This window comes from Frankia sp. BMG5.23 (assembly GCF_000685765.2).
Lineage (GTDB): Bacteria > Actinomycetota > Actinomycetes > Frankiales > Frankiaceae > Frankia > Frankia casuarinae.
In genome coordinates this window covers 1-15,124 of sequence record NZ_JDWE01000005.1, presented here as the reverse complement: position 1 = coordinate 15,124, position 15,124 = coordinate 1, and the positions used below count along the sequence as shown (strand labels likewise).

Below are 15,124 nucleotides of genomic sequence, written 5' to 3'. Positions count from 1 at the left end.
GGCCGTGCGGTTTTCGACGTCTTGTCGATGAGGAGCAGGTCGGCGGGGTCGAAATGTTCGCGGTCGTCAAGGTCGATCAGGTTGTGGATGCTGGTGTCGTAGACCTCGGCGAGCAGGGCGAGGATCTGGGGGTGGGCCGGCGGCGGTTGTTCGGCAGTGGCCAGTTCTCCAGTTCCGACAGCTTCGGTGCGGTCATGGGCGCGGCGCCGTGGGGGTCGAGGCCGACGTGGACGGCGTGGGTGTTGATGTGGTTGGCGGCCTGCTGCTGGGTCCAGCCGTGCGCGACGCGGTGGGCAGCGCGTGGGCGCAGCCGGTAGCGCCGGCCGAACTCGATCGCGATCTCGTCGTGGCTCATCCCGACCGCGCGCATCCGCGCCCGCAACTCGTCCTGTTCAACACGCTGACTGGGTCTGGGCATGAGACAGCCTCCTTCCATCGGGACTTGGGCGCCGCCGTCCAGAATGATGCGCGGGTCGAGGCGCAGCAGCGTCGTGGGATAGGCGCATGGTCACGATGGGTCCTCTGGCGCGGAGATCTCACCGGCGGGCCGACGCGCTGGCAGGGAATTGAGAACGGGACGCCAGGCGAAGGAGGTGGTGCCGTCGGGGGGCCCGATCGCGTTGGTCGGCAGGACGGTGAAGCCGTAGGTGGTCAGGTCGCGTAGGGCTCGGGCGAAGGCCGGGTGGGCGGCGAGGGTGGGTTTGACATAGGGGGCGATGACGACGGGCAGCCCGAGCCCGATTGTTTCGTTCATGACGCCGAGCGCCGCGTTGTCGTTGATCCCGGCGGCGCACTTGTTGATCGTGTTGAAGGTCGCAGGGACAACCACCACGGCGTCCGCGGGCGGCAGGCGAGGCTCGTCCGGCCGCCGGGGCCGTGAGCGGACCGGGTGACCGGTCAACTCTTCCAGAGCGTGCACGTCCAGCCAGGTCGTGGCGACCGGCGTCGGCACAAGGCAGACTGCCCAACCATCCGTGTGGACGTGGCGGATCAGCTCGTCGACCTGCGCGGCGGGTGGGGCCGCGCAGACCACCAGATGCAGCATTGGTCGTCCACCGATCACGTTGCGACTCCGGCCTGCTCCGCGACACTCCGTAGGACCGAGACGGTGGAGCCGCGGGCACGGCCGAGCAGTGTCGCCAGCACAGCCCGAGCTGTCGGATCAACCCTCAGCAGCTGCGGCGCCCGGCGGGCGACGTCAAGGATGTGCACCGCCGCGATGGCATCCTCGCCCAGGCGGGCATGCCCGTCGGAAAGATCTACGTGCAGACGTGCGCGCCTGCCGGCCAGCGGGGGTGGCAGCAGACGTGTGTCGATCTGCTCGCCGACGCCGACCGCCTCTGTCGGATCGTCCAGTACCAGGGTGGCGGTAAGGGTGTGGATCGCGACGTTCGTCGGCCCGAACGCCGACCACAGCCGGTTGTCGTCCCGGCCAAGCGCGTCAGCCTGCTCGGCCGCGGCGGTGAGCCGGCGGCGGCCTTCCGTCCGTTCGCCTCGGCGGATCGAGGTCATTGCCGCGAGCAGAAGAAGAGCGCCCCGCGCGGACGAGAGGTCGCGGTGGTCCTCGTCGCCTGGTCGCTGGTTCAGGGAGTCGAGGGCGCTGACCGCGACCCGTTCGGCGTCGGCCAGCCGTCCCGTGTCGTGGAAGACGCAGGCGATCTGTCTGCGCGCTGTCGCCAGCAGCGCTGGCGCGTCGGCAGCGAGCGCCGCGTGTTGGCCACGGTCTGCGGCCAGCCAGGCGAGATCGTGGTCGCCGGTCTTGGTCGCGAGCTTGGCGGCAGCGATGTACGCGACGGCCTGCGTCCGCCGGATCGCGCGGTGGTTCACGCCAGTCGGCGGATCGACCGTGAGTGTCTCGATGCCCCGCACCACCGCGGGGAGAAGTCTCGCCGTGCCTGCGTAGTCGGCCCGCCGGTAGCGGTCGTGGCACTCCCGCGTGCGAGTGTCAAGGTCGGCAGGGCCCGCGAATGAGGCCGGGCCGGGATCGCTGGACCACTCCGCCGGTGCCGTGATGGCTTCTCGCAGATCAGCGAGAAGATCGTCCGCGGCCGGGAACACGGTCGACCGGACGCTCACGGACGGGGACGGCGCGGCCGGCTGTCGGGGCAGCACCACGGCAACGCCCAAGGCTGACGCCGCGAGCAGGAACTGCTGCCGATTCGGCGTATCCACCCATCGGCGTGACCTCCGAGCCTGCCGACTGCGCTTGTGGGAGCGAACCGATAGCGCTCGCCGGCACGTCCCTCTCAGGGATCGTGGTGATGAGCAGCAGATCAGCAGGAGGCATCTGTTCGCGGTCATCAAGGTCGATCAAACCGTGGATGCTGGTGTCGTAGACCTCGGCGAGCAGGGCGAGGATCTGGGGGGTGGGCCGGCGGCGGTTGTTCGGCAGCGGCCAGTTCTCCAGCTCCGACAGCTTCGGGCCGGTCATGGGTGCGGCGCCGTCCGGGTCGAGGCCGACGCGGGCGGCGTGGGTGTTGATGTGGTTGGCGGCCTGCGTCTGGGTCCAGCCGCGGGCGTGGCGGTGGGCGGCACGGGGCCGCAACTTGTAGCGGCGGGCGAACTCGACAGCGATCTCGTCGTGGGACATACCCACCGCGCGCATCCGGGCCCGCAACTCCTCCTGCTCCACCCGCCGGCTGAGCTTGCTCATGACGCCACCGCACATCCTCTCCGGACGTGAACGCTGATCGCTGCGCCCTATATCCGTAGCACGAATCCATGTCAGGGTAGTCAAACAGTTACGGTTCGCGCGGCCCGGGTGCTCACCCCAGAGGCATGTGGGACATACCGGCGTGCCGTCCAGGGGCGCAGGAGGGCGGATCGGTGATGGCCCGAAGAGGGCTGTCGCGACGGAGGCGAAGGTGTGGCCGTACCCGTCGGGCTTCGGCGTCCGCTGCTCGCGGCGTCGCTATATCCGTCTCGAAGTTCGCTCAAGCGCTGGCGCCAGTACGCGATCTGGGAGCTGCCGGGATCGGGATGATCACTTCCTGGCGGTCGGAGGGGTGCGCTACGAGCGGCTGGGTTGCGGGGCTCCGGCAGCGGCCAGCAAGGTCGCTTGTGCCGTGGCTCGGCAGGCGACAATGATCGCGATCGCGTTGGTAGCGGGGCCGGCTGGTCAGAAGTGGGATGTCCAGGGATGGGCCACCTTTGTGATCGGTGTTCCGGGTGTGGATGTGTTCGCCCTGGGCATCCGGCGAGGGCGCGGCCGTCAGGTCCGTGTCCGTGGGCGCCGAGTTTGGTAGGCGAGGGAACGGCGGTGGCTCAAGCGAGCTGGCTTGCTACGGCGGACGTGCGTGGCGCAGCGCCGGCCGCCGGCGGTGGCAGCGGGACCCAACGGGAGGCACCGAACAGATCTACATGATCGCGCCGAATAGGAGCACCCATGCGGCGGTGTTTTCGCAGGTCATCCCTCTTCTGGTAGGTGAACAAAATGTTCGTGGTGGAGGGAATGACTCGCCCCCCGGACGTCGGTCATCGTGGTGATGCGCCACCCACCTCCATATAACGATCTTGCTTATGGCGCTCGGGCGAAGGGGGCATTCATCCCGATTCACCTCATTTAGAAGATCTTGAACGTCAGGAGAGTCTGCCCCATGTGTGCGGCAGACCGTACACATCGGAAGGAGCCGCTCGGTGTGGGTGCCGACGCCAAAGGCGGTGAGAGTCACCTTCATGATCATAGGAATCAACTGCCGACGGCGAGAAATTGTACTTTTCGTTTCCAACGAAGGTCGTCTGACGACTTTCTGAAGGGGGTGGCACATGGAATACCGGATCGGTAAGCGTTTCTCCTTCGACGCGGCCCACCACCTTGAGGGGCTCGCGTCAGGGCACAAGTGTTCCCGTGTGCACGGGCACACCTACACCGTCGAGGTCGTGCTCACCGCAGACCGTCTCAGTGGGCCCGGATTCGTGACCGACTTCGGCGACCTGGCGCCGTTCAGCGACTTCCTGGACAAGCACTTCGACCACCGCGACTTGAACGAGGTGCTGGACGTCCCACCGACCAGCGAGCTGGTGGCAACCCACCTGGCTCACTGGTTCATCGACAACCTGGAGCCGCTGATCCCGGGCAGGCTCGTGTCGATGCGCGTCGCGGAGACGCCTGGGAGCTGGGCCGAATACACCCCTCCCGGGCGTCACTGATGATCCCGACGGTGCAATCCGCAGCGCCGCCTCGGGACATCCTGGTCAGCGAATGTTTCGGACCCACCTTCCAAGGTGAAGGCGCCTCCTCCGGCCGGCTGGCGCTGTTCCTCCGTCTCGCCACCTGCAACCTGTGCTGCGGCTGGTGTGACACGCCTTTCACCTGGGACTGGAGCCGCTTCGACCGCAGCGCCGAGACCAGACACGCCCGCGCGGCCGACCTCGTCAACTGGGCGACGAGCTCCGCGGCGACGCTCGTCGTAATCACCGGGGGAGAGCCGCTGCTTCAGCGGGACTCCCTCGCAGACCTGGTGGCCTCGTTGGCGGCTGCGGGTAAACGTGTGGAGATCGAGACGAACGGCACGCTCGTTCCCGGCCCCGCGTTGGCCGCATCCACCGCCCAGTTCAACGTGGGGATCAAACTAGCGAACAGCGGGATGCAGGAGGGCCGACGGGTCCGACCGGACGTCATCCGAACGTTTGCCGAGACGGCGGCCTGCGTGTGGAAGTTCGTTGTCCGGGACCTCGCCGATCTGGATGAGATCTCCGCTCTGGAGGCCCGGTTCGGCCTTGCGCCGATCTGGGTGATGCCCGAGGGCACCGACACAGAGTCGACGCTCACCGTCATGAGATCGCTCGGCGACGAGGTGCTGGCACGCGGGTGGAACCTGACGCCTCGTCTGCACATCCTCCTGTGGGGAGATGCCCGTGGACGCTGATCTACTCACCTGGCATGACATCGCCGGGATCACCGAGGCGCTGGCCGCCGCGGTGATCGCTGACGGGGTCCCGGATGTGGTCGTGGGCATCCTGCGAGGCGGGATGGTCCCGGCGGTGCTGCTCGCTCACCATCTCGGTGTCCGGGATGTACGCGCCCTGACGATCACTCACACTCAGTCGGATGGCGTGAACGCGCCGAAGGTCGAACGGCCCGTCCTCACGAACCCAGACTCCGTCGGCCGCCTCGACGATCGGGACGTTCTCCTCGTTGATGACGTGGTGGGCAGTGGTGGCACGCTCGATGCCGCCCGCAGCCACCTGGCCCACAACCACCCTGGCAGCGTGCGTACCGCCGTGTGCCTCCAGAACTTGGCGAACTGGCCGGCCACACGCGGTCCCACGAGCGGTAATTGGCGTATTGCGACCTACATCGGACGTGAGGTCCGGCGGTGGGTCGTCTTTCCGTGGGAGCGGCCATGACAGCGGTCGCGTTCTGCCTGCTGACCTACCGGCCCAATCATCCCTCCGGTATCGAGCGAAGCATCGCCGCGTTGACGGCCGGATTGCGAAGCCTCGGCCACAGCGTCGTGGTCATCGCTGGTGGCCCCGCGGAGCCGGGAGACGAGGCCGAGCCGGGGCTGGTCCGCCTGGAGTCGGTGCGGTTGCCGCGGCCGGCGCTCAACGCCGACGTGCTCGCCGCGCTCGCCGAGGCCGGACCCGTCGTGGCCGAGGTGTCGCGCGTGCTGCGCGAGCGCCGGATCGAGGTCGTGTGCTGGGGCGCGCCTGTCTGGGGGCTGGGTTACCTGAACCCAGCGCCGCGCGGGGTACGGACGGCGCTGATGATGCACAACAAGATCCGGCCCGGATCGGCGGAAACGTGGAGGACCGCGATGGCCGCCGCCGACGTGGTCCTGCCCGCGAGCCCCTATCTCGTGGACGCGGCGGCGCAGGATGGCTGGGACACCAGCGCCTGGCGGGTGGTGCCCAACGGGGTTCTCACCCTTCCGCAGCCACCAGACCGCGAGCAGCGGGAGCGGCTGCGCCAGTCGGGCCCGCTGCGGGTCGTCTCCCGGGTCGCGCCCGTCAAGGGGCAGGCCCCGTTTTTGGCGGCCATGCCGCCGCAGTGGGATCGCCGAGTGGAGATCGTGCTCGCCGAGGCCGACTTCGAGTTCGAGGCCGGCGAGCAGGCCGCGGCGCTGGCCGCGTGCCGTGAGCAGGCGGCGCGACGTCCCGACGTTGTCCAGCTCCTGCCAGCGCTGGGGTGGTGGGAGGTGCCCTCGTTCTTCGCCGGCGCGGCGGCCACGGTCATCTCGTCCCTGGAACCGGAGACGTTCAGCCACACGGCTGCCGAGGCGCTGTCCGCCGGTACCCCGGTGATCACCTTTGGGCATGGCTACGTTCCCACGCTGATCGGTCCGGCAGGACGGGTGGTGTCGCTGAGGTCGGGCTTCCCCGCCGTCTGGGACGCGCTCGACGACCTGCTGGCCAACGCCGAGGATTACCACGCCGCCAGCCGATCGGCACCCGCGCGGCTCGCCGCCCACACACCCGAGAAGGCAGCCGAAGCGTTCCTCGCCGCAACGGCCGCCGCCCCCGCTTGACCTGACGACCCGGATCTTCCCGGCTCTGGAACTCCGCCGTACGGGTTGTCCGTACGGCCCCGTCGCACCCCTTCCACGGACAAGAGGAGGGCCTCTGTGTTCGGGCTACATCCCGGAGATCGGGTGCTGGTGGTCGGTGCCCATCCGGACGATGAAACCGTCGGCATGGCCGGCACGATCGCCGCGATGACCGGCTACGGCATCCAGGTCGACGCGCTCGCCGTCGCCTGCGTGACCGCGCCGATGTTCGGCGGCAGTTCAGACACCCGTACGCGCTTGGACGAGTTCCAGGAGGCGTGCGATGTGCTCGGTGTGGACCGGCGCAGGGTCGCCTGGCTCGACGACGAGCGCGCGGCCAGCCCCAGCGCGCATCTTCCCGAGCTGGTCGCACTGATCGAATCGGGCCCGGACGTGTCACTGGCGGTATCCCGGCCGGCCGCCCTGTTCATCCCGGCCGGTGGCCATCACCAGGACCACCAGGCCGTACATCTGGCCGCCCTCGCCGCAGTACGGCCAGGCTTTCGCGCTGGCCGGCCGCTGCCGCGTGTCGTACTGGGCTATGACGGGCCCGAAGACCGGGCCTGGCTCGCCGGTCCCTCACCCCGGCCCGTGCTCGTCGACATCACCCCGACCCTTCAGACCAAGGCCAAGGCTCTCGCCTGTTACCGCAGCCAGCTGCGGGAGGACCCACACCCCCGCAGCATCGAGAAGATCCAGGCGCAGGACTGCGCGGCCGGCGCGGAGGTGGGCACCCCCGCGGCCGAGCGGTTCGCCGTGTATCGCATGGCGTTCTCATGAGCGGCGCCAGCCCGGCCGTTGGCCACGTTCTCGTCGCGCACCAGCCGGCCTACCTGCCCTGGCCTGGCTACTTCGCCCGGCTTCTGGATGTCGACCGTTTCCTCCTGCTCGACCATGTCCAGTACTCCGCGGGCAGCTGGCAGCAGCGCAACTACGTCCTGGGCCGAGACGGCGAACGCCGACTGCTGACGGTCCCGATCCGCCGGCCACACCATCAACCGATCTCGGACGTCCTCATCGACGACGACCGGTGGCGAGGGCGGCACTGGCGGATCATCTCTGACGGATACCGCCGCGCCCCGTTCTGGCCGCAGTGGGAACCGCGCTTGGCTGCCGTCTACGGCCGGCCCTGGGAGCGGCTCGCCGCCCTGAACGAGGCGCTGCTGCGACTTCTCCTCGATGGATTCGGTATCTCGGTCGACATCGTGCGTTCGAGCGCGTTGAGACCGACGGGCCGCAGTACCGACATGCTGATCGACCTGTGCCGACTGACCGGCACGCGGATGCTGCGGGTCGGCACCGGCGCAACCAGCTACCTCGACGTCGGCAGCCTCGCCCGCGCGGACGTCGGGATCGAGATCGCGACCTACGCCCACCCGCCCTACGACCAGGGCCGCCCGGACTTCAGCCCCGGCCTGTCTGCCCTGGATCTCCTGCTGCACCACGGACCCGACGCTCGCAGCGTTCTGGCCGTCGGTGCGGCGAACAGCCCGTGGACATCGGCCATCCCTACGGAGGACGCCCATGCCGCCCGATGATCAGCCTCCGTCCAGCGGCGCCTTGCGCACCGCACCCGGCCCGGCGCCTATGCAAGCCTGGGTCACCCTCGAAGGCGCCAATGGTGTCGGCAAGACCTACCTGGCCCGCATCGCCCTCCAGCACCTCGGACAGCGGTGTGTGCCGCTGGTCGAGCTTCCTGACCAGGCCCCCGCGCTGCTCCCGGGCCAGGTGATCGGCGCTCTGCGTGCGACCGGCGACCTGTTCCTGCGTACCGGACATCCGCGGACCGAGACCCTCTTGCTGGCCGCGCTTCAGGTCCACCGGCACGAGGCGACGAAGGCGGTCCCGGGGCAGGTCGTCCTGGAGGACCGCGGCCCCCTCAGTGTGGCCGTCTATCAGGCCGCCGTCCTCTCGGCTCAGGCTCCCCTCGACGAAGCGTTCGCCGTGGCCGGTCGCATTCTGGAGCTGCTGGCGCAGTGGCGGCCCCTGCCCACCACCACGCTCCTGCTTGTCGATGACCCGGACCGCTGTCTGGAGCGTTTCGAGCACCGCATCGGCCGCGAGGCCAGCCCGAGCGAGGCGGGACTCATGCAGCGGGTGACCAGCCTCTACCGCCTGTTCGCCGCCGCATCGCCCCAACCGTTCGAGGTCCTGGACCGCACCCACCTGGACGCGGACACCTGCGTGCGGCGCATCGTCGCAGCCTGCGACCAGGCCGCGACCTTGCCCCAGGAGTCCCGATGACCAGGGGTGGCGGCGAGAAGGCGGTCACCCTGCTGTGGGCGCTGCGCAGCCCATGTCCCCTGTCCTGCCGGTACTGCTACTTCGGAACGATCGAGGAGCATCGGGACAGCCCCGTCACCGGGCCGGGAACACTGTCGCACCTGTCGCGCAACGACCTCCCCACGGCTGACGTACTCGCCTTCGCCCGCAGCATCGCCGGGTCGACGGTGAAGCGGGTGTTCCTGGCCGGCGGGGAACCGCTCGTGTGGGCACCCATTCTCAGCCTGATCGAGATCCTGAAGGGCGGTGGCGTGCAGGTCGTCGTCGCCACGAACGGCATCCCGCTGAACCGTCCCGACCTCGCCCGCGCCCTCGTCGACCTTCAGGTCGACGCGGTGTCCGTGTCGTTGGACTCCGTCGATGCCGCCTACCACGATGCCTGGCGCCCGGCGCGCAACGGCAAGGACGGCTGGCAGCAGGTCGTCGACGGCATCGGGTCGCTGGTCGCCGCCCGCGGCGCCGCGCCCGCTCCGCGGGTCGGCGTCTACATGGTCGTCACCCGGCACAACCTCACCGACCTGGCCGCAACCGGCCGCCTCGCCGCGGACCTCGGCTGCGACTACTTCGTCCCGCAGCCCGTCGCCCTCGATTCCGACCACACGCTGCACCGCCAACTGTCCCTGACCACGGACGACCTGCCGGCCCTCGATCAGCAGTTCGCCGCTCTCGCCGACGCACAGCTGCCGGTCTGGACACCACCAGCCGGCTACCCCGGTCAGGTCGCCGACGCGGTCCGGGTCCCCACCGGGTTCGTCCGCGGCTGCTTCGGCGGGCGAAGCCTCTTCTTCATCGAACCCGACGGGTCTGTCTGGGACTGTCCGTCGTCCCTTCGCATCGCCGCTACCCCTGCCTCGCGGCGCCGGACGATTCTGGACGGCACCGCCACCCAGGTCTTCGCCGCAGACGACGGCTGCGCCGACTGCCCACTGTTCTCCGTCGACTGCGTCAACATGTGGCCACTCATGGACTTCGACCAGGTCCTGTCGACCTCCACAGGGACAGCATCGTGAACAGACAGACGCCGATGGAGTTACTCGAACGGGTCGTCGCGCGAATGCCCGATCCCGCCAGCCGCGAACAGGCAGCGCTGCTGGAAGCCGAGCTCGCCGCCACCCACGGCGCCACGCACGCCGTCGCGGTCTCCTCCGGAACCGCGGCCCTGCACACGGCGCTCGTCGCGTGCGACATCGGCGAGGGCGACGAGGTCCTACTCCCAGCCCTCGCCGTGATCATGACCGTGGCTGCCGTCGTGCAGGCGCGCGCCCGTCCGGTGTTCGTCGACGCCGGGCCGGACGGCGAGCCTCTGGACCTCGCCGACGCGGCCTCAAAGATCACGCCCAGGACGCGGGCCCTGCTTCCCGTCCACCTCGGCGGCCGGTCCGGCGACCTGGGCGCCGTCGCCGAGCTGGCCGCAAGCGCCGGGCTGGACCTCATCGAGGACGCCTGCCAGGCACACGGCAGCCGGTATTGCGGACGGCACGTCGGCACCATCGGGAGGGCAGGCTGTTTCTCCCTCAAAGACGGAAAGTTGATCTCGTCCGGTGAGGGCGGCTACCTCCTCACCGACGACCCGGACCTGGCGTCCCGCGCCGCCGCGTTCCAGACCCACTGGCAGATCCCTGCCGCCGGCCAGCCGGCGCTGTCTCGCCTCGGCACGAACTACCGACTCGCCGAGCCACTCGCCGCGCTCGCCCGAGTCAGCCTCGCCGGCTTCGACGAGCGACTCGCCCGTCGCCGGCACGCCGCGAACCGCCTGGTCGACCTCGTCGGCGACGTTCCCGGCCTGGCCCCTATACCGGTCGCCGCGGCGGCACAGCCCAACGGATACAGCGCACTGTGGCGGATCTTGCTGCCGCAGCCGCGGCAGCTGTGTCGCCGCCTCGCCGAGGTCGGCGTCATCAACAGCGTCGGAACGTTCGACCTGCGCGCCGCCCACCTGCATCCGGCCTGCCGCCCATTGCACCCCGCGCCCTGCCCTCGCGCCGAGCACGCGGCGGACTCCCTGCTCGCAGTTCCGGTTCCGCACGACGACACGCGCCTCACCCAGATCGCGACCCTGATCAAGAGCGAGGTATTGGCATGGTGACCCTCGACGACCCCGCACTCCTGGGCCACACGTTCGTCGTCATCGACTTCGAGGCGCTGACCCCCAAAGGCCGGCCCGCGGAACCGATCGAGGTCGCGGCGGTCGCCGGCTCCTTCCGCACCGGCCACTGGGCCGAGACCGGACGGTTCAGCGCCCTGATGCGACCACCCGATGACGTCGCCGTCACCCCGTTCGACGTCGCGCAGACCGGCATCACCGACACGGTGCTGCGCGCTCAACGACCAGCGTCGCAGGTCATGGCCGCTCTCGACGCTCGCCTGACCGCACCGCCCTACCGACTGGTCGCCCACCATGCGCCCACCGAGGCAGGTCTGATCGCCCGCCAACACGAACACTGCCCCCGGCTGGCCGCAACACCGCTGCTGTGCACCGTCCGCCTCGCCCGAGTCGCCTACCCCGAGCTGCGGTCCCACAGCCTGGACACGGTGCTGCATCACCTGGGCATCCCACTGCCCGCGAACCGGCACCGCGCCCTGCCCGACGTGGAGCTGACCGTCGCGCTGTTCGGACGACTGCTCACCGATGGCGCCGCCACCGACCGGTGGTCCACCCTCGCCGACCTCGACCGCCTCGGCGGCGTACCACCCAAACGAGCAACGCAGGTACCGGCGGACACTAGCACCCAACAGCCGCTGTTCTGACGCAGGCCGTGTTAGCTGTGCGCGAGTTCCTCGACTTCGCTGAAGCGGGCGAACAGTTCCTTGGCCTGCAACCGGGAGTCCTCGGCGATGTCCGCCCCGTCGGCGAGCTTCTGCTCGTCGAACCAGCGCACCCTCGTCTCCGGGGGCTGCACGTCACCGTCCCAGAACGCCACGAAGACATGGTCGACGTGGACGTGCCGTTCGCTGGTGTGGCTGTCCGGGCTCGCGGCCATCTCCACGATCCACCAGGGCGCCACCACGGGCGTGTGCGGGAAACCGTCCGGCAGCGGGGTCGCGGGACCGGCGACCAGGCGCACGCGGCATCCCAGCTCCTCGACGACCTCCCGGGTCGCGGCTTCCGCTGGGCTTTCGTCCGCCTCGACGTGACCTCCCGGCGGAATCCAGCCCGCAAACCGCGGATGCCACATCATCGCCACCCGCCAGCCTGCTTCCTCGCCCTGGCGGAAGACGAAGACCGTCGCCGTCGCCTCTTTGATCATCGTCTGTGTCTCTCCGCTCCCGCCTTCGCCGGCGCCCTCGCAGGAATGGCGCGAGCCTCCCATACCGCCCCCAACCGAGCCCGACACGACACCCCACACCCACGCCAAGACACCGGTACGTGCCGGCCCCAGAGGGCGTTGCGGACCCGGACGAGTACGGGAGGTGGCCATGGAACCCGTCTGGAACGGGGTCCTGACCTGCGACTACGAGCGAACCCGCCCCCAGGCCAGCCACCTGGAGTGGGATCTCTACACCGAGGCTCTCATGCGGTGGCCCCTGATCCTCATGGACAACCCCACGCCGTATGGCCAGCTCCGCCGCGCGGGCATCGTCGACATCCCCGAGCCAACCCACCGCAACCTGACAAGCACCTGGCACCGCCAGCTCGCCAGCCTGGACTACGCCATCAACCTGATCACCCGCGCGACCCACGACCGGGACGTCGCCGGCGCCGCCCTCGACCGCGTTGACGCCGCCAGGCGGCAAGGCGACGTCGGCGATCTCACGCGAGCGCTCGCGGCAGCGACCGCGGCCTTCACCAGGGTCAACGCGACGCACATCGTGAACTGGCTGCTCCCCGAAGACCACTGGGAACGCCTGCTCACCGACTTGTTCGGCTTCCGCGACGCCGCGCTCACCTGCCTGTCGGCGCTCCAGCTTCCCGCCACCCCCGGACACATCCTGGCCACCCAGATACAGCCCCCCCACCAGTCGGAAGAGGCGACCGCCGCGGACATCGAGGCGGCGGCTCGACAGCAGGAACCGACAACCCCGGCCGCTGACCTGATCACACAGCGCACGCGGGCCGCCCGCCGGCGCGAAGCGTGGACCACCGCCGCCCTCCTCGCGGCGGCCGGCAACGACCGGGTCGTCACGGAGATCCGCGCCATGGCCTTGCTCCTCGGGTGGGCGGCCGACAGCGAGGAGCGCCGTAAGGAACTACGCGAACGCTTTCTGACCGCCGCGCACGCCTGGTGCTACCTCACCGACACCGATCTGAGCCGGATCACCGCAGCCGACCTCCAAGGAGAGGACCGCGATGCACTCCGTTGAGGTCATCAGACTGGCCAACGCCATCGACCCTGCCCTGCACGGCGGCAAGGCCACCGCCCTCGCGACAATGATCCACCACGGGCTACCGGTACCCGACGGACTCGTCCTGCCAGCCGATCTCCCAGACGACCGGCTCACGAGCGCGGTCTCCACCGTGCTGGACTGGGCAACCTCCATCGACACCCGCTATGGCATCGTCGCCCGCTCCTCAGCACCTGCGGAAGACGGTCGCGAGGCGTCCTTCGCCGGTCTCCACACCTCCCGATTCACCCCCACCCATCCCGAGGCGCTCCTCGCTGCCGTCCGCGAGGTGCGCGCCTCCGCGATGACGCCTGCACTCGCCGCCTACGCCGCGCGTCGCCACGTACGCCCCACCCCACACCTCGCGGTGCTCGTCCAACCAGCCGTCCGTCCACACACCGCAGGGGTGCTGGCCGCCGCCCGCGACACCGACGGCCTTCGGTCGTGGGCCCTCGACGCTGTCCGCGGCCTCGCGCTACCGGTAGTCGACGGAAGCCAGCGCGGCGAACGCCACCACAGCACCCGCGACAACCCGACGCCGGCCGAGCAGGATGTGATCCTTCTACCCGGAACCGTCGACGAGCTCCGCCAGCCACCCGGCGAATGGATCGCCCTGCCCGCAGCCCACGGACAACCACCACAGCACACTAAGATCCAAACCTCGGCAGCCGGCCTGCTCCACCTCTACACTCCCGCGCCGATCTCTGACGCCCACCTGCTCACCACATCGACGCGGAACCGCCTTCTCCGTCTTGCCGGCCGTGCCGCCGCGGTGCTCAACCTCGACCGCATCGACGTCGAGTGGGCCGTGACCGCCGACGACACCATCCACATTCTTCAAGCACGCCCGCTCACCAGCCCCGTCCCCGACCCCGCTCCCGATGCGCTCCCTGGCGACGGCTCGGTCTGGCACGGCATCCCCGCAGCACCTGGCCGCGGCACCGGCCCCGCCCATCACCACCATCCCGAGGCCATAGCCCTCACCGACGAAACGCCCGCCAGAGCCGTGCTCATCTGCGACAACATCGGCCCCGAAGCGCTCCCGGCTCTCCTGGCCACCCCAGCGGCGATCGCCGCGACATCCGGAGGGCCGCTCTCTCACGCCGCCATCGTCGCCCGCGAAATCGGCATCCCCTGCGTGACCGCCTTGCCCCGCGAACTCCTCAAGGTCAAGCCCGGCACCCAACTCACCGTCGACGGAACAGCGGGAACGGTCCGACGCGCCGTCACGGCCGAAGAACGGCCACACCGACAACCACCAGCACTCACCGGCGCAGCCGTCGTCACACCGACACGACCGGCAGCCATCCCCTCCGACGAACGAGCGGCCACTCTCCTTCTCCATACACCGACACGACCGGCAGCCATCCCCTCCGACGAACGAGCGGCCACTCTCCTTCTCCATCTCCCAGACGATGAACTACCGCTCCTCCGCAACGACACCGAAGCCGCCTCACACCCGACACCCGTAGGCGTTTTCCAACCCAGCGAAGAGCCACCGCTCCCGCCACTGCCGACCGGCTACCAGGAACACCACCTACCGGGACTCGGCAGAATTGCCTGGCCTACCGATGCCGGCCCCCTCCCCGACCGTCTGGTCGCCCTTGAGGGCCGGCAGGCCATTCACGAGCGGCCGATCCGCCCCGCCAAACCCACCTGAACCATCGGCTCAGGATCGCGTACCAAGGGGCCGCCGTAGGAAGATGACTGTGTGAGATTATCGAAAAGACCCGCGAGTTCTGGCCGGAACTCCTCCTGCGGCGGGAGGAGCACGACATCTGCCCAGAGGGCTGACCTCAATGCCACTTCCACTAAGTCGATCAAGCTGCTACCTGGGGTTTCGTGGGGTTGGCGAGCCTGATCGTGGGCGGGGCGTGGTGGCGGAGGCCGCGCTGGCCGGGTTTCTTGACCGGATACTGGTTGTGGCGCGCCCGGCGGACGACGCGGGGGTAGGTGCGTTCGCGGCGGGTGTTGAGCCGGGTCGGTCGGGTGATGTCGGTGGCGGTCTCACCCTGAGTGCGTGCCCGCTG

At 69.5% G+C, this 15,124-nt stretch carries 17 protein-coding genes and 1 pseudogene; 12 read left to right on the top strand and 6 right to left on the bottom strand.

Going from position 1 to position 15,124, the window contains the following annotated elements; translation table 11 throughout:
- Positions 1–76: 76 nt before the first annotated feature.
- From BMG523DRAFT_RS03525 to BMG523DRAFT_RS26195, 4 genes and pseudogenes are all read right to left on the bottom strand, one after another.
- Positions 77–418: a hypothetical protein gene (locus BMG523DRAFT_RS03525; protein ID WP_368671084.1), complete on the bottom strand. Its 342-nt coding sequence runs from the start codon at positions 416–418 to the stop codon at positions 77–79.
- A 90-nt stretch (positions 419–508) separates the two neighbouring features.
- The gene (locus tag BMG523DRAFT_RS03520; protein ID WP_043590376.1) at positions 509–1,045 is read right to left on the bottom strand and encodes a flavoprotein; all 537 of its coding nucleotides are present in this window, start codon (positions 1,043–1,045) and stop codon (positions 509–511) included.
- A 14-nt stretch (positions 1,046–1,059) separates the two neighbouring features.
- Positions 1,060–2,076: a hypothetical protein gene (locus tag BMG523DRAFT_RS26200; protein ID WP_235462837.1), complete on the bottom strand. Its 1,017-nt coding sequence runs from the start codon at positions 2,074–2,076 to the stop codon at positions 1,060–1,062.
- Positions 2,077–2,260: 184 nt separating this feature from the next.
- Positions 2,261–2,653: pseudogene (locus tag BMG523DRAFT_RS26195) on the bottom strand (helix-turn-helix domain-containing protein); the annotation flags it as partial.
- A 1,112-nt stretch (positions 2,654–3,765) separates the two neighbouring features.
- Here BMG523DRAFT_RS26195 and BMG523DRAFT_RS03505 point away from each other — a divergent pair.
- The 10 genes from BMG523DRAFT_RS03505 to BMG523DRAFT_RS03460 all read left to right on the top strand — a co-directional run bounded on the left by BMG523DRAFT_RS03505 (position 3,766) and on the right by BMG523DRAFT_RS03460 (position 11,519).
- A complete protein-coding gene (locus BMG523DRAFT_RS03505; protein ID WP_043590375.1) occupies positions 3,766–4,149 on the top strand; it encodes a 6-carboxytetrahydropterin synthase in 384 nt (127 codons plus the stop codon).
- Between the two features lie 11 nt (positions 4,150–4,160).
- The gene (locus BMG523DRAFT_RS03500) at positions 4,161–4,868 is read left to right on the top strand and encodes a 7-carboxy-7-deazaguanine synthase QueE (RefSeq protein ID WP_235462836.1); all 708 of its coding nucleotides are present in this window, start codon (positions 4,161–4,163) and stop codon (positions 4,866–4,868) included.
- The gene (locus BMG523DRAFT_RS03495; RefSeq protein WP_200923092.1) at positions 4,858–5,349 is read left to right on the top strand and encodes a phosphoribosyltransferase; all 492 of its coding nucleotides are present in this window, start codon (positions 4,858–4,860) and stop codon (positions 5,347–5,349) included. The genes BMG523DRAFT_RS03500 and BMG523DRAFT_RS03495 overlap by 11 nt, the downstream gene beginning before the upstream one ends.
- Positions 5,346–6,470 carry a glycosyltransferase family 4 protein gene (locus BMG523DRAFT_RS03490; protein ID WP_043590429.1) on the top strand — a complete coding sequence of 375 codons (1,125 nt, stop codon included), beginning with the start codon at positions 5,346–5,348 and terminating at the stop codon, positions 6,468–6,470. Before BMG523DRAFT_RS03495 ends, BMG523DRAFT_RS03490 begins: the two co-directional genes overlap by 4 nt.
- Positions 6,471–6,566: 96 nt before the next feature.
- On the top strand, positions 6,567–7,268 hold the full coding sequence (locus BMG523DRAFT_RS03485; protein WP_043590371.1) for a PIG-L deacetylase family protein: 702 nt from the start codon (positions 6,567–6,569) through the stop codon (positions 7,266–7,268).
- Complete coding sequence (locus BMG523DRAFT_RS03480; RefSeq protein WP_043590370.1) at positions 7,265–8,026, top strand: WbqC family protein; 762 nt, start codon at positions 7,265–7,267, stop codon at positions 8,024–8,026. The genes BMG523DRAFT_RS03485 and BMG523DRAFT_RS03480 overlap by 4 nt, the downstream gene beginning before the upstream one ends.
- Positions 8,013–8,732 carry a hypothetical protein gene (locus tag BMG523DRAFT_RS03475; RefSeq protein ID WP_051623755.1) on the top strand — a complete coding sequence of 240 codons (720 nt, stop codon included), beginning with the start codon at positions 8,013–8,015 and terminating at the stop codon, positions 8,730–8,732. Before BMG523DRAFT_RS03480 ends, BMG523DRAFT_RS03475 begins: the two co-directional genes overlap by 14 nt.
- On the top strand, positions 8,729–9,781 hold the full coding sequence (locus BMG523DRAFT_RS03470; RefSeq protein ID WP_043590369.1) for a radical SAM protein: 1,053 nt from the start codon (positions 8,729–8,731) through the stop codon (positions 9,779–9,781). Before BMG523DRAFT_RS03475 ends, BMG523DRAFT_RS03470 begins: the two co-directional genes overlap by 4 nt.
- Complete coding sequence (locus BMG523DRAFT_RS03465; protein ID WP_235462834.1) at positions 9,778–10,857, top strand: DegT/DnrJ/EryC1/StrS aminotransferase family protein; 1,080 nt, start codon at positions 9,778–9,780, stop codon at positions 10,855–10,857. Before BMG523DRAFT_RS03470 ends, BMG523DRAFT_RS03465 begins: the two co-directional genes overlap by 4 nt.
- Positions 10,851–11,519, top strand: a complete 669-nt coding sequence (locus tag BMG523DRAFT_RS03460; protein ID WP_051623754.1) for a PolC-type DNA polymerase III — start codon at positions 10,851–10,853, stop codon at positions 11,517–11,519. Before BMG523DRAFT_RS03465 ends, BMG523DRAFT_RS03460 begins: the two co-directional genes overlap by 7 nt.
- Positions 11,520–11,530: 11 nt before the next feature.
- Here the strand turns inward: BMG523DRAFT_RS03460 and BMG523DRAFT_RS03455 are convergent, their stop codons facing one another.
- Positions 11,531–12,019, bottom strand: a complete 489-nt coding sequence (locus BMG523DRAFT_RS03455) for an NUDIX domain-containing protein (RefSeq protein WP_043590367.1) — start codon at positions 12,017–12,019, stop codon at positions 11,531–11,533.
- A 163-nt stretch (positions 12,020–12,182) separates the two neighbouring features.
- On the opposite strand from BMG523DRAFT_RS03455, the gene BMG523DRAFT_RS03450 reads away from it, so the two are divergent.
- Together BMG523DRAFT_RS03450 and BMG523DRAFT_RS03445 are read left to right on the top strand one after the other, a co-directional pair.
- Positions 12,183–13,073, top strand: a complete 891-nt coding sequence (locus BMG523DRAFT_RS03450) for a hypothetical protein (RefSeq protein ID WP_160323703.1) — start codon at positions 12,183–12,185, stop codon at positions 13,071–13,073.
- The gene (locus BMG523DRAFT_RS03445; RefSeq protein WP_043590364.1) at positions 13,060–14,754 is read left to right on the top strand and encodes a PEP/pyruvate-binding domain-containing protein; all 1,695 of its coding nucleotides are present in this window, start codon (positions 13,060–13,062) and stop codon (positions 14,752–14,754) included. Before BMG523DRAFT_RS03450 ends, BMG523DRAFT_RS03445 begins: the two co-directional genes overlap by 14 nt.
- Before the next feature lie 160 nt (positions 14,755–14,914).
- On the opposite strand, the gene BMG523DRAFT_RS03440 is transcribed toward BMG523DRAFT_RS03445, so the two are convergent.
- Positions 14,915–15,124, bottom strand: a 210-nt coding sequence (locus BMG523DRAFT_RS03440) for a hypothetical protein (RefSeq protein WP_043590361.1), incomplete at its 5' end; no start/stop codon positions are given.

Bases quoted from the DNA above. Each gene is read 5' to 3' on its own strand.
- BMG523DRAFT_RS03470 (WP_043590369.1), top strand. From the start codon at position 8,729: ATGACCAGGGGTGGCGGCGAGAAGGCGGTCACCCTGCTGTGGGCGCTG.
- BMG523DRAFT_RS03445 (WP_043590364.1), top strand. From the start codon at position 13,060: ATGCACTCCGTTGAGGTCATCAGACTGGCCAACGCCATCGACCCTGCC.
- BMG523DRAFT_RS03490 (WP_043590429.1), top strand. From the start codon at position 5,346: ATGACAGCGGTCGCGTTCTGCCTGCTGACCTACCGGCCCAATCATCCC.
- BMG523DRAFT_RS03455 (WP_043590367.1), bottom strand. From the start codon at position 12,019: ATGATCAAAGAGGCGACGGCGACGGTCTTCGTCTTCCGCCAGGGCGAG.
- BMG523DRAFT_RS03525 (WP_368671084.1), bottom strand. From the start codon at position 418: ATGCCCAGACCCAGTCAGCGTGTTGAACAGGACGAGTTGCGGGCGCGG.
- BMG523DRAFT_RS03520 (WP_043590376.1), bottom strand. From the start codon at position 1,045: ATGCTGCATCTGGTGGTCTGCGCGGCCCCACCCGCCGCGCAGGTCGAC.
- BMG523DRAFT_RS03460 (WP_051623754.1), top strand. From the start codon at position 10,851: ATGGTGACCCTCGACGACCCCGCACTCCTGGGCCACACGTTCGTCGTC.
- BMG523DRAFT_RS03505 (WP_043590375.1), top strand. From the start codon at position 3,766: ATGGAATACCGGATCGGTAAGCGTTTCTCCTTCGACGCGGCCCACCAC.
- BMG523DRAFT_RS03480 (WP_043590370.1), top strand. From the start codon at position 7,265: ATGAGCGGCGCCAGCCCGGCCGTTGGCCACGTTCTCGTCGCGCACCAG.
- BMG523DRAFT_RS03475 (WP_051623755.1), top strand. From the start codon at position 8,013: ATGCCGCCCGATGATCAGCCTCCGTCCAGCGGCGCCTTGCGCACCGCA.